Origin of the sequence: Cytobacillus sp. NJ13 (assembly GCA_030348385.1) — a bacterium.
Lineage (GTDB): Bacteria > Bacillota > Bacilli > Bacillales > Cytobacillaceae > Cytobacillus.
This window is the reverse complement of record JAUCFP010000006.1, coordinates 4973860-4986806: the sequence shown is the minus strand read 5'-3', so window position 1 is coordinate 4986806 and position 12947 is coordinate 4973860. Positions and strand designations below refer to the sequence as shown.

The following is a 12947-nucleotide window of genomic DNA, read 5'->3' as shown; positions in this document are numbered from 1 at the left end:
TTTATTGCGTTATTTCAATTGATTTAAGAAGCTTTTGCCAAAAGCCGGCATCTTTACATTATAGTTATCAGCGATTGTTGCTCCAATATCTGCAAAGGTTTCGCTAATTGGAAGCTCTTGCCCTTCCTTCATGTCTTTTGAGTAAACAAGAAGAGGAACATATTCACGTGTATGGTCTGTACCATGATGGACAGGGTCATTGCCATGGTCGGCAGTTATCATTAAGAGGTCGCCGTCCTGCATTTTTTCAAATACTTCAGGCAGGCGCTCATCAAATTCTTCAAGAGCTTTTCCATAGCCTTCTGGATCACGTCTATGCCCAAACAATGCATCAAAGTCAACAAGATTCAAAAAGCTCAGGCCCGTAAACTCTTTTTCAAATGTTTCAATCAGTTTATCCATTCCGTCCATATTTGAAGTTGTGCGAATGGCTTCAGTTACCCCTTCGCCATCAAAAATGTCGGAAATTTTGCCGATTGCCAATACATCGAGGCCGCTGTCTGCCATTTCGTTCATTACCGTGCGGTCAAATGGCTTTAACGCATAATCATGTCTATTTGATGTTCTTTGGAAATTTCCCGGCTCGCCAATGAATGGCCTGGCAATCACTCTGCCGACCATATATTTTTCATCCAGCGTCAGCTCGCGTGCAATCTTACAGATTTCATACTGTTCTTCGATTGGTATTATATCTTCATGTGCCGCGATCTGCAGTACTGAATCGGCTGATGTATAAACAATCAAAGCGCCGGTTTTCATATGCTCTTCCCCGAGTTCAACTAGAATTTCCGTTCCGCTCGCCGGTTTATTGCCGATTATTTTTCTGCCGGTACGGGCTTCAAGTTGAGAAATCAATTCCTGCGGGAATCCGTCTGGAAATACCCGGAAAGGAGTTTGGATATTCAAGCCCATTATCTCCCAATGTCCCGTCATTGTGTCTTTTCCATTAGAAGCTTCCTGCATTTTTGTGTAAAATGCCATTGGCTTCTCTGCTTTTTCGATTCCTTTGATTTCACTGATATTACTAAGCCCGAGCTTGCTCATGTTGGGCATCTTCAGGCCATTCATTTTTTCTGCAATGTGGCCAATCGTATCAGCGCCTTTATCACCGAACTTTTCGGCATCAGGCGCTTCTCCAATTCCTACTGAGTCCATAACGATTAAAAAAACGCGCTTATATGTATATGCAGACATTTGAAAACCTCCTAATTATTTGAATACGGTTACAAAAATCATATTCGTATAGTACCCTTTTTAGGTTTATTTAACACCGATTCTCTTGCTGAAAGAAAAGCGGAACGCCTTGTCCGCCCGCGACAACTCAAGGAGTAAGGCGCTGGAGCTGGACAGTAAAAAAGGAAATTCTTTCAGTTAAATAAATATATAGATAGCCCTTTCATTCGTCAGAAGTCTGACATCTATATTTTACATAATAAACAGGTAAAAAGACAAGAAAAAGCTGCCTATTTTTCATGGCAGCTTTATGACATTTATATTACTTGGTTAATTAATGGCTTAAGCACGCGGATGATATTGGCTGTACACATCTTTAAGGCGAGTTTTGGTTACATGCGTATAAATTTGCGTAGTGGAAATATCGGCATGTCCAAGCATTTCCTGAACTGCCCGCAAATCCGCACCATTTTCAAGCAGATGAGTAGCAAATGAATGCCTCAGCGTATGCGGAGTAAGTTCTTTCTCGATCCCTGCCTCCTGAGCCAGCCGCTTCAATATTTTCCAAAATCCCTGTCTTGAAAGACGTTTGCCGTGATGATTTAAAAATAACGCTTCATCTTTATGCTTTTTTGAAGCAAACTTTCCTCTTCCTTCATTTAAATACTTTTCAAGCGCTTCGGAAGCTGTTTTGCCAATAGGCACAATCCGTTCCTTGTTTCCTTTGCCTATACACCTTACAAAGCCCATCGTTAAATGGATATCACCTATGTTCAGGCCAATCAGCTCACTCACGCGAATACCTGTAGCATATAAAAGTTCAAGCATGGCTTTATCCCGCAAACCAAAGTGATCCTTTATCTCTGGAAAATCCAATAAGGTTTCCACTTCCTGCATGTTTAATACTTTTGGAAGCGAACGTTCCATTTGCGGTGTTTCTATATGGACAGAAGGGTCATGGCCAACTGCTTTTTCACGGAGCAGAAATTGGTGAAAGGCCCTTAAAGAGGCTATATGCCGGGCCAAGGTTTTTGAGGATTTGCCCTGTTTTTTTAAAAAGCCGAGAAATTGAACAATCTGCGTACGCTGCACACTCTCAAGGCTTGAAATTTTCTCTTCAGACTTGAGATATTTCAGATAACTTTTCAAGTCTCTTTCATAAGAAACAATTGTATTTTTAGCGAGGCCTTTTTCTACAAGTAAATAATGAATAAAGTCTCTTAACTGATCATCCATATGATTGCATTACTCCCCATTTAAGTAGAAAAGAATTAACCGGTCCAGCAAGCTCGCATCTTCATCTGTTCCGCTCGCCGACACCTTAACAGCCGCTCCCTGTGGTTCGTCATAGCGGTGATAATCCTGGTATTCTTCGTTTAACCACATAATACCATAATAAAAAAGGATTGTGCATCCAGTAAAAATGACAAACACTTTAATGGTCTGAAAAGCCATACTCAGCCAGGATTTCATTGATTGGTCCTCCATCACTTTTAATAAGCAAAGATTCAAATGCTTTCTATTACTAAAAGGTATGCCATTTTGGACAAGAATTATACCTGAATCTGCATAATTGGCGTTTCTTTAGGGCACTTTCCTTTTTGTTTGTTATGGAGGATTTTACTTTATTAACAAGACTCTTATAGATTGTAGTTTTTCTCGAAGAAGACCGTTGATTTCCTGTGTGCACTCAGCGGTAAAATATTTTCACCCATTTGAAAGCAGCAAACTTTGTAAAAATAGATAAAAATAAAAAGCCCATTCTCATGTAAGAATAAGCTTTGTCAATAAATATTAGTTTTCTTCTGCTTCGGTTTCGTTGTCTGTCTGTTTATCCTGGCAGCGGTAGCAGATGCCATGAAACGTAAGGCGGTGATCCTTTATTTTAAAGTTCCAGCGGCGTTCAACCACTTCCTCTACGTCTTCAAGCAAATCTTCCTGAATTTCATCAACAGCTCCGCACTCAATACAGACTAAATGGTGGTGAAAATGGGCTGCCCCTTCCTGACGCAGGTCATAACGGGAAACTCCATCACCAAAGTTAATTTTATCGACAATTTTTAGTTCAGTCAGCAATTCAAGTGTTCTATATACAGTTGCCAAGCCTATCTCAGGCGATTTCTCTTTTACAAGGAGGTAGACATCTTCCGCACTTAAATGATCCTCTTCGTGTTCTAACAGGACGCGAACTGTTGCCTCTCGCTGTGGTGTTAGTTTATAGCTGGATGAATGCAACTGTTTTTTTATTCTTTCAATTCTGCTTTCCATACCGAAAGTCCCTCCCTCGCCACTAACATTCTCATTATAACAGAAATGAGATCACATTCAAAATAAAATAATTATAAATAACAGATAAAAATAACTTTTATATAATAATTATTATAATATACATTAAATCATTTTTATACCTCTTTATATGTACCCTATCTTCTTTGTTTCTACCCCTTTTCCTGTACAAACAAAAGGCAGAGCCGCCCGCTCTGCCTTTTGCAATGATTCATATTTTAGGATTGGATTGAGTTGACAACAGACTTCATTAAGACAGGCGAGATAAACGCCTCCACTCCGGCTGCAGCAATTAAGAACAGAATGGCTACAGCAAAAGCAATCATATATCTTCCAAAAAGAGGCATCATGGGCTGACCGACTTTTTTCATAAATTGCCTTCTTATCATTTTTAAAGAGAAAGACACAGCCAGTGCTGCAGCGAGAATAAATATAGGTATGATGATCAGATTCTGGGGAAGGACAGATACGAAGGAGAGCAAAAATCCCTCCCACCCCATTTGGTTAACGAGAAATCCAACTGTAAAGCCAACCACCATCCCTTTCATAAATAGGAGTATCAGAATGACAGGCAGTCCAATTATGGAGATTCCCAAAACCCAAATCAGTCCTATAAATTTTGTATTATGAAAAAAGCTTTGTTTGAATAATTCATCTGCTGCTGCAACATGTCCATCTGATACTTGGCCAAAAAACTGCGACAGATAATAAAATAAATCTTCTTTTTGGGTAAAACTTAAGCTATTTACAACGATAGCCCCAAAAATGACACCCATCAGGAATAAAACAATAACAAATAAATAGATTGAGGAATGTTCGCGAAAGTGGGCTGCTGCGGCGTTCTGGTACATTTTTTTCTTCATTGCTCTTCCCCCTAAGACAAAACAAATTGGATATTAAATTGTATGCCTGTCCCAGATTTGTATGACAAAGAATTGGATTATTCCCAATGGAAAAAAAGTCTTGAATACTTCAGTTATTTCCGCTATAATTTTCAAAATTATTTAAATTTTCATAGGGGGAATAACAATTGGATCCGATTTTAATTGAGTTTCCAGAGAGGATTGAAACCGAAAGACTTTATATGAGACCTGCCTTGCCCGGAGATGGAAAAACAGTGCATGAGGCTGTATTAGCTTCAGCTGCTGAGCTTAAAAAATGGCTTCCTTTTGCGCAGAATGATCAATCAGCGGATGAAGCTGAAGCTGGCATCCGCAAATCTTATGCCAAGTTTATCCTTAGGGAAGATTTCCGTATCCATATTTATAGGAAAGAAGACGATGCTTTTATTGGCTCCACTGGCCTGCATCGTATAGATTGGGATGTCCGTAAATTCGAAATAGGCTATTGGGGAGATTCGAGGTTTCAGAAAAAAGGATATATTACTGAAGCTGCCGAAGGTTTGACGAAATTTGCCTTTGAGCATTTTCAAGCGAATAGAGTGGAAATTAGATGTGATCCGAGAAACATAAACAGCCGAAGGATTCCCGAAAGGCTGGGATTTACACTTGAAGGAGTACTAATCAATGACAGTCTAAGCGCAGATGGAAAAGAGCTTAGGGATACATGCATTTATGCTAAAGCACCTAAAAAACATAGAGCCTGATGAGCTCTATGTTTTTTAGGAATCCATAATTTTGCCGTACTTGCCTCCGCCCCCTGCCTTGAGGTTTAATGTTCCTTCACGCGCCTTCCCAATAAGCCTTGCTGTTTTCTCAGGGATTACTTTGCTTATTTCTGATAAAGGAACATCGTGAAGAATGGCCATTTCAGTGCCGAAATGATTCAGCAGCTTCTCCAGCATTTTCGGGCCTAACCCTGGAATGAATTCAAGAGGTACCTGATGAATATAAGGAGGACGTTCAATGAGCAATTCTCCAGATGATTTTAGTTCAGAGATCCGGTCAGCCACGCCTTTGATAAATTTGTGGTGACCGCAATTTCTGCATTTACCATTTGCATCATCGAAGGGGCCAAAACATTCAGAGCAAACAGTCTGATGGTATTTTCCAAGCAGCGGATCGAGCCCGAAATTGGTTTTCACCTTGCCTTTTTCTTTTCCAGTCAAAGCCTTTTTCAGGTCAGCAAATGTTGGTGACTCCATTTCAAGGATTTGATATTCTCTCGCGATTTTTTTTAGCGAATGGGCATCTGAGTTTGTTAAAAAGGTATATCTGTGAAGTTCAGCTATTTGATCAGCCATCTTAGTATCTGCACTGAGCCCCAGCTCTATTGCATCAATTAAACCAGGATCAAAAACCTCTGATAGCGACCGCTCTACCCCTTTCCCGAATAAACTTTTAAATGGGGTAAAAACATGGGCAGGAATAAATAGCCCATCCAGTTCCTTCACTTTTTCCTGAAGCATTCTGCCTGAGACATAAATTCTCTGTGAGCTTAACGTTATGTTCTTTAAATGCCCCGATAACCAGGCTGAGAAAACCTTCATGGCTGAAAGGGTCGGAAAGAAGCAAAGAACATGAATGGGGCCTTTACAGGATTCATCGTATATTTCAAGTTCTGACCCGGGTATAATTGTTAAATCTCCATATTGAAGTCCCCCGTCCCTTTGTTCAGTTACAAGGCCTTTTTGGGACAAATCCTCGATTTCAAGTATGACTTCAGGAGAATGACAATCAATAATGCCGATGATATCAAGCCCTTTTTCATTTCGGGCATGCCTGATGATATTTGTGAAGGTTAGGGATTTAGCGCCTGTTATTTTAACAGGCTTTCCCGTAAACGTACGTCCAATATGGATATGGAGATCAGCAAAAAAGCGCTTCATGCTATTTTTTCAGCGCCTCTTGCAGCTGCAGATATTGGATAGCATAAGCGGTTTTCGCATCATAAATCCTTTGCTGCTTCAGCAGGGATATTGCTTCATCAAGCGTTACTTCCATAAGATTCACAAATTCATCTTCATCAGGCGAAGCGGCATTTTCTATTTTCATAAGACCCTTTGCTATATATAAATGTACCAGTTCATCGGCAAATCCAGGAGAAGTGTAGAATGAGATCAGCCATTCCATTTCCGTGCAGCCGTACCCCGTTTCTTCTTCCAGTTCCCTTTCTGCACAAACTCTGGGTTCTTCTCCTGCTTCAAGCTTTCCGGCAGGGATTTCAGCAATAATCTTATCCAGCGCTTTTCTATATTGTTCGACCATCACTATTTTATTATCTTCTGTTACTGCCAATACAGCTACTGCCCCGGGATGTTTGATAATTTCCCGCTTCGATGTTTTGCCATTCGGCAGCTCAACATCTTCCACCTGCAGACTAATGACTTTACCAGTGAAGATTTTTTCCGTATTAATCGTTTTTTCTTCTAGGCGGCTCATTGTTTTAAGTCACTCCTGTTCTATTCCGATAATGATTGCTCATACATTTTATCATACTTGATGAGGGGGAGTATGGCATGAAGGTGTATGTCCACAATAGGGGAATTATTCTGGCCGGCAAAGCCTGGGAAGTCCGTGAGAAACTAAAACAATACAGCAGGCAGTATATTCTTGTAAAAGACTGGGTTGAATCTCAGAACAATATAAAATGATAAGCCTCTAAATTTGAGTATGCCTCATTTGTTTATGTACAATTATAGAAAACACTCAAATGAGGTGGGTACTTGAAAAAGAGAAGACTTGGAAACTCAGACTTGTACGTAAGCGAGCTTGGGCTGGGCTGCATGTCAATTGGCACCAAACCTTCCCAGGCTCAGGAGATTATTGAAGCTGCCCTTGAAGAAGGAATCAATTATTTTGATACAGCTGATTTATATGACTTCGGCGAAAATGAAAAGCTTGTCGGACAATCCTTAAAGGGTGTCCGCGAACAGGTGATCATTGCTACCAAAGCCGGCAACCGCTGGAATAAAAATAATGACGGCTGGAGCTGGGATCCCTCAAAAAGCCATATCAAAGAGGCGGTAAAGGACAGTTTAATAAGGCTGGGCACAGACTATATTGATTTATATCAGCTTCATGGCGGAACGATTGAAGATCCTATTGATGAAACCATTGAAGCATTTGAGGAACTGAAGGAAGAAGGATACATCCGGCAGTATGGCATATCCTCCATCCGTCCAAATGTGATCCGTGAATATGCTTCAAGGTCCTCCATCATTTCAGTCATGATGCAATACAGCATTCTAGATCGGCGACCGGAAGAAGAAGCTTTGCCGCTTCTAAATCAAAAAGGCATCAGCGCGGTTACAAGAGGTCCGCTCGCTAAAGGACTGCTCAGCGACAAAATGCTGGATAAGGCTGCGGAGTCAGTTAAAGAGAAAGGCTATTTGGATTACAGCTATGCTGAATTGGAAGAAACACTTACCAGCATTAGGGAAAAAATTTCGGATGAGCGCTCCATGACTGAGATAGCATTTCAGTATAATCTTGCGGATCCCGCTGTCGCTTCCGTGACGGCAGGTGCCAGCATGGCAGAGCAAGTTAGGGCAAATGCAAGTGCAGCAAGAGCTAATCCCCTGAATAAAGATGAATTGACTATTATTCAATCCATTGCCAAGCTAAACAAATATGAGCAGCATCGATAATAAATAGCTCGTAATAATGGAAAAGAAGGGGCTGACGGAAAAGTGGTCTTACCCCTGTCAAGTAGACAACCTTAAAAAAGACTAAGCAGCCAGTGTGAGTCGGTATTCAACCGGAGCACACTGGTTTAGTTTTTTCTGGAATCTTTTATAGTTATAGAGATACATGTATTCTTCAAGTATTTGAATTAATTCTTTTTCTGTTTTAAACTGTGATCGATATAGCTTCTCTGTCTTTAGATGAGAGAAGAAAGACTCAATACAGGCATTATCGAGGCAGTTTCCTTTGCGAGAATGGCTGCCTTGAATGCCTATTTTCTTTAACTTTTTGTGGTATTGATTAGACGTGTATTGGAAGCCTTGATCTGAATGCAGGATCGCACCATACACGTTTCTTTTTTGTGTTAATAGATCGATTGTATTAAGGACCAATTCTAAGTCATTTCTCTTTGAAATATTCCAGGCTAAAACCTCATTGTTATAAAGATCGAGTATAACGGAAAGGTAATAAAATGAATCTCCAACTTGAATATACGTAATGTCTGTTACGTATTTCTCATCTGGTTTTAGAGCCTTAAAGTTACGGTTTAATAAGTTTGAGTAAATAACGGAAGGCTTCCTTCCGAAGAAGTTTCGCTTCTTCCTAATTTCAGCTCGAATATTCATATCAGTCATTAATCGATATACCTTCTTATGATTAATATGAAATCCTTCGTCTTTAAGAGCTATTTTCATACGAGGGTAACCATAAAAAGGGTATGTATGATGAATAGCCATAATATGTGATTTTATTAGATATTCTTTGGTCTGCCTGTCCTCCCTAAGGGAGGTCGTTTTAAGCCACTTATAATAACCTGATCTTGAGACTTGCGCAATCTCAGCTAACCAAGCGATAGGGTAAATACCACTTAGTTCGTTTATGATTTCGAATCGTTCTGCTTTTGGGATGATCCCTCCTCGTGTAGATTTGGATACCGCTTTTTTAGGTATTCAACCTGAGCTTTATAATAATCCCTTTCCTCTTGGATACTTTTAAAGTTCGTTCTGGGGCGCCCTTTAAGTGGATTACTGTCTGTGTTACCGCCTGCACGTCCCCTTAAATCTTCAAAGGACTCTCCCTGATTAAATTTCATAACCCATTTCTTTAATTGGGTTGGACTTCGAAGACCTAGCTCTTCCGATACTGTTCGGTAACTTTTGTTTCCTTCTTTGTATAGTTTTACTGCTCTTATTTTAAAATCTTCTGTATATTTTTGATACGTTCTTCCTGTTTTCCCCATGAAAAATCCCCTCCAAGTTAAGTGTATCACCATTTTTTATGATGGTCTTTTTACACTTCTACTTAGAGGGGATAATATCAAAGTCAGCCCCTTCTTTTTGAAAGATAAGAATGTGTAATTTCTAAAGTTAGATAACTGTCTAGCTCCAGGCACCATCGGCTCTCGGGCCGATAAGCGAGCGCCTTCCGCTTTTCTTATTATTTGAACTCTTTCCAGTTAAGATCGCTTTCTCCAAACAGTTCTTCAAAGCTTTTATTTTTTTCGCGCAGTCTTCTTTCCTCTTTTTTTCGGCGCTCTTCTTCTTTCTTCTGTTTATCTTCAGCAGCTTTTAATTCCTGCTTTTTCCCTTTTAATTGCTCCATCAAGTCCTGGTTTAGCATGTCGCCAAGCGTGACTGGCTTATCGTCTTTTTTAGGCTGGGAATGGTGTTTTTTCTTTTTCATAAAATCCCCTCATCAACTAATTTTGCCATTTATTATATCATATTTTTTTATTCATGAAGGAACAGGCTGCAAAGCTATAGCTATTACGACAAATACTCCAGGAACTCAATTCTGTTTCCGAATGGATCATCAACAAAGAATCGCTTTCTTCCTTCTATTGGCGGTTCTTCCTTTATAGCTATCTTCTGCTCTTCGAGACTGCTTCTCAAGTCTTCGAGGTTTTCCACAATAAATCCTGGGTGGGCTTTTTTGGCCGGCAGGAAGCCTTCCTGCACCCCGATATGGATTTCCTGATCTCCGCATATAAACCAGCAGCCGCCGCGCTTCTGAAGATTTTCAGGCTTGGGAATTTCCTTCAGTCCAAGCTGTTCACCATAAAATTTTCTGGCTGCATCCTCGCAGCCTTTTGGAGCTGCCAGCTGGATATGATCGATTCCTTTAAATGAAAAACTCATTTTTTCTCCTCTTTTCCTTAGGCTGAAAATAATGAAAAGCACAGCATGCAGCTGTACTTTTCAAAAGATATTAATAAGCTTCTGTTACAACTTTGTCATCCACTTGCAATTCAGGTTCTGTTGAATTGATTATGTCCTCGATTGTGAAGCCTTTAGCGACTTCAACAAGCTTCAAACCAGAATCGGTGACATCGATGACTGCCCGCTCAGTTATAATGCGGTCAACGACGTTTTTTCCTGTTAAAGGCAGACTGCATTCTTTCAGGATTTTCGAATCGCCATTTTTATTGGTGTGGTCCATGATGACGATGATTTTATTGGCGCCATGAACCAGATCCATTGCACCGCCCATTCCCTTGATCATTTTCCCGGGAATCATCCAGTTGGCCAGATCCCCTTTTTCAGAAACCTCCATGCCGCCGAGAATAGCAATATTTACATGGCCTCCCCTGATCATCGCAAAAGATTCAGCACTATCAAAATAGGAGGCCCCCGAAATTGCGGTAACTGTTTCTTTTCCTGCATTAATTAAATCCGGATCAACTTCGCTTTCCGCAGGATATGGTCCAATTCCGAGCAATCCATTTTCAGATTGAAGGACTACTTCTTTATTATCAGAAATATAGTTTGCAACCAATGTCGGCATGCCGATTCCCAAATTCACGTAAAAGCCATTTTCTATTTCTTTCTCAGCACGTCTGGCAATTTTCTCGCGGACTGCTGCTTTATCGTTACTCATGAGACCCTCTCCTTCCGTCAGTATCTATTTTTTTACAGTCAGTCTTTCAATGCGCTTTTCCTGTTTTCCCTCAATCAGCGACTGAACATAGATGCTCGGCGTATGAATATAGTTCGGATCCAATTCACCAATTTCATAAAGTGTCTCCACTTCTGCAATCGTCACTTTGCCTGCTGCTGCAATCATCGGATTGAAGTTCCGGGCAGTTTTGTGATATACAAGATTGCCCATTTTATCGCCCTTCCATGCTCTTACAAGGCTGAAGTCTGCTTTCAGTGCCTCTTCAAGGAGATATTCCTTGCCGTCAAAAACCTTGGTTTCTTTCCCCTCTGCAATCGGTGTACCTACTCCTGCCGGCGTATAAAAAGCAGGAATGCCGGCACCGCCTGCACGGATTTTTTCCGCCAAAGTTCCTTGAGGAAGCAGCTCCACTTCAATTTCGCCTGAAAGAACCTGCCTCTCAAACTCTTTGTTTTCGCCGACATAAGAACCGACCATTTTCTTAATCTGTTTATTTTTTAAAAGCAATCCAAGTCCCCAATCATCAACACCGCAGTTATTCGAAATGACAGTAAGGTCCTTGACCCCTTTATCAACTAAAGCAAGAATAAGGTTTTCAGGGATTCCGCACAGACCGAAGCCGCCAACCATAAGGACAGCGCCATCATGAATTTCCTGAACCGCTTCACTGAAGGAAGTACAAATTTTCTTCACTTCAATCACTCCTTTCATTGAAATACTCAATTTTTTTTGGTAATCATTTATTTTGGAAATTTACTATCCAAGCTCCACCACTGTGGCTACCCCTTGGCCACCGCCGATGCATAGAGTTGCAAGGCCTTTTTTCGCCTGTCTTTTTTGCATCTCATGAATAAGAGTTACAAGAATTCTTGCACCGCTTGCGCCGATTGGATGTCCGAGTGCAATGGCCCCGCCATTGACATTCAGAATCTCCTTGTTAAAACGAAGCTCCCTGTCAACTGCGAGCGACTGGGCTGCAAATGCTTCGTTTGCTTCAATAAGCTCCAATTCATCCATGGAAACAGATGCCTTTTCAAGCGCTTTTTTTACCGCAGCAACAGGGCCAATGCCCATAATGCTTGGATCCACACCTGCACTTGCATTTCCTTTAATCGTCACTAAGGACTTAAGCCCGAGTGCATCTGCTTTCTTTTTGCTCATAACAAGCAATACCGCAGCCCCGTCATTAATCCCGGAAGCATTACCGGCTGTTACGCTGCCGTCTTTCTTAAACGCCGGGCGCAGGCCTGCGAGCTTTTCAGCAGTCGTCCCTTTTTTCGGATACTCGTCTGTATCAAAAATAATCGGATCCCCTTTTCGCTGAGGAATTTCCACAGGAACGATTTCATCTTTGAATTTTCCTTCTTCAATTGCCTTTGAAGCCTTTTCCTGGCTGGCTGCGGCGAATTCGTCCTGTTCTTCCCGGCTCAGCTCGTATTTCGAGCAGAGATTCTCAGCAGTAACTCCCATATGGTAATCATTAAATGCACACCAGAGCCCATCTGATATCATTGAATCTATAAGCTTTTGATCTCCCATTTTAAAGCCATTTCTTGCATTTTTCAGTATGTAAGGAGCCTGACTCATATTCTCCATGCCGCCAGCAATCACCGCTTCAGCATCACCGGCTAAAATGGCCTGTGCAGCTAAATGAACTGCCTTCAGCCCGGATCCGCAGACCTTATTAATCGTCATCGCGGAAACGCTTTCAGGAAGGCCCGCTTTAAGAGCTGCCTGCCTTGCCGGATTCTGGCCCAGACCTGCCTGCAGGACATTCCCCAGGATTACTTCATCTATCTGATCCGGTGTTACACCTGCTTTTTCAAGAGCGCCTTTTATCGCAATCGCCCCAAGCTCTGGTGCTGATACATCTTTAAGGCTTCCATTAAAACTGCCGATTGCTGTCCGGACAGCGCTGACTATTACGACTTCTGTTTGTGCCATCTCTCTCATCCTTTCAAAACATCTCTCTGCTTATATTCGTGCCAAGATCTCAAAATTCCT

Annotated in this window: 16 protein-coding genes; 3 read left to right on the top strand and 13 right to left on the bottom strand. The window is 41.2% G+C overall.

The genetic code is table 11. The features are described 5' to 3' along the window. Positions 1 to 9 precede the first annotated feature (9 nt). The 5 genes from deoB to spoIIM form a co-directional block, all read right to left on the bottom strand. Positions 10 to 1194, bottom strand: a complete 1185-nt coding sequence (deoB, locus tag QUF73_24605) for a phosphopentomutase (GenBank protein ID MDM5229296.1) — start codon at positions 1192 to 1194, stop codon at positions 10 to 12. A 321-nt stretch (positions 1195 to 1515) separates the two neighbouring features. Then, a complete protein-coding gene (xerD, locus tag QUF73_24600) occupies positions 1516 to 2409 on the bottom strand; it encodes a site-specific tyrosine recombinase XerD (GenBank protein MDM5229295.1) in 894 nt (297 codons plus the stop codon). Between the two features lie 9 nt (positions 2410 to 2418). Further along, positions 2419 to 2646, bottom strand: a complete 228-nt coding sequence (locus tag QUF73_24595) for a YqzK family protein (protein ID MDM5229294.1) — start codon at positions 2644 to 2646, stop codon at positions 2419 to 2421. Between the two features lie 321 nt (positions 2647 to 2967). After that, positions 2968 to 3441 (bottom strand): Fur family transcriptional regulator, encoded by a 474-nt coding sequence (locus tag QUF73_24590; GenBank protein MDM5229293.1) that lies wholly within the window; start codon positions 3439 to 3441, stop codon positions 2968 to 2970. A 236-nt stretch (positions 3442 to 3677) separates the two neighbouring features. Continuing rightward, the gene (spoIIM, locus tag QUF73_24585; protein MDM5229292.1) at positions 3678 to 4322 is read right to left on the bottom strand and encodes a stage II sporulation protein M; all 645 of its coding nucleotides are present in this window, start codon (positions 4320 to 4322) and stop codon (positions 3678 to 3680) included. Between the two features lie 167 nt (positions 4323 to 4489). On the opposite strand from spoIIM, the gene QUF73_24580 reads away from it, so the two are divergent. After that, positions 4490 to 5065: a GNAT family N-acetyltransferase gene (locus tag QUF73_24580; GenBank protein ID MDM5229291.1), complete on the top strand. Its 576-nt coding sequence runs from the start codon at positions 4490 to 4492 to the stop codon at positions 5063 to 5065. Positions 5066 to 5080: 15 nt separating this feature from the next. Here the strand turns inward: QUF73_24580 and QUF73_24575 are convergent, their stop codons facing one another. Together QUF73_24575 and QUF73_24570 are read right to left on the bottom strand one after the other, a co-directional pair. Continuing rightward, on the bottom strand, positions 5081 to 6247 hold the full coding sequence (locus tag QUF73_24575) for an endonuclease Q family protein (protein ID MDM5229290.1): 1167 nt from the start codon (positions 6245 to 6247) through the stop codon (positions 5081 to 5083). Position 6248: 1 nt separating this feature from the next. Next, the gene (locus QUF73_24570) at positions 6249 to 6800 is read right to left on the bottom strand and encodes an NUDIX hydrolase (protein MDM5229289.1); all 552 of its coding nucleotides are present in this window, start codon (positions 6798 to 6800) and stop codon (positions 6249 to 6251) included. A 77-nt stretch (positions 6801 to 6877) separates the two neighbouring features. Between QUF73_24570 and mciZ the strand changes: the two genes are divergently transcribed. Both mciZ and QUF73_24560 read left to right on the top strand, forming a co-directional pair. Then, a complete protein-coding gene (gene mciZ / locus QUF73_24565; GenBank protein MDM5229288.1) occupies positions 6878 to 7012 on the top strand; it encodes a Z-ring formation inhibitor MciZ in 135 nt (44 codons plus the stop codon). A 72-nt stretch (positions 7013 to 7084) separates the two neighbouring features. Beyond that, complete coding sequence (locus tag QUF73_24560; GenBank protein ID MDM5229287.1) at positions 7085 to 8008, top strand: aldo/keto reductase; 924 nt, start codon at positions 7085 to 7087, stop codon at positions 8006 to 8008. Positions 8009 to 8089: 81 nt separating this feature from the next. Here QUF73_24560 and QUF73_24555 read toward each other — a convergent pair. The 6 genes from QUF73_24555 to QUF73_24530 all read right to left on the bottom strand — a co-directional run bounded on the left by QUF73_24555 (position 8090) and on the right by QUF73_24530 (position 12887). After that, positions 8090 to 9285, bottom strand: a protein-coding gene (locus tag QUF73_24555; protein MDM5229286.1) for an IS3 family transposase whose coding sequence is annotated in 2 segments (ribosomal slippage) — positions 8090 to 8979 and positions 8979 to 9285 — 1197 coding nt in all. Because the reading frame shifts where the segments join, the coding sequence is not laid out codon by codon here. A gap of 197 nt (positions 9286 to 9482) precedes the next feature. Next, on the bottom strand, positions 9483 to 9728 hold the full coding sequence (locus tag QUF73_24550) for a YqkE family protein (protein ID MDM5229285.1): 246 nt from the start codon (positions 9726 to 9728) through the stop codon (positions 9483 to 9485). 83 nt (positions 9729 to 9811) lie between these two features. Then, positions 9812 to 10183 (bottom strand): VOC family protein, encoded by a 372-nt coding sequence (locus tag QUF73_24545; protein MDM5229284.1) that lies wholly within the window; start codon positions 10181 to 10183, stop codon positions 9812 to 9814. Positions 10184 to 10253: 70 nt separating this feature from the next. Next, positions 10254 to 10922: a CoA transferase subunit B gene (locus QUF73_24540; protein ID MDM5229283.1), complete on the bottom strand. Its 669-nt coding sequence runs from the start codon at positions 10920 to 10922 to the stop codon at positions 10254 to 10256. A gap of 24 nt (positions 10923 to 10946) precedes the next feature. Beyond that, a complete protein-coding gene (locus tag QUF73_24535; GenBank protein MDM5229282.1) occupies positions 10947 to 11636 on the bottom strand; it encodes a CoA transferase subunit A in 690 nt (229 codons plus the stop codon). 63 nt (positions 11637 to 11699) lie between these two features. Continuing rightward, complete coding sequence (locus QUF73_24530; protein ID MDM5229281.1) at positions 11700 to 12887, bottom strand: acetyl-CoA C-acetyltransferase; 1188 nt, start codon at positions 12885 to 12887, stop codon at positions 11700 to 11702. Positions 12888 to 12947 lie beyond the last annotated feature (60 nt).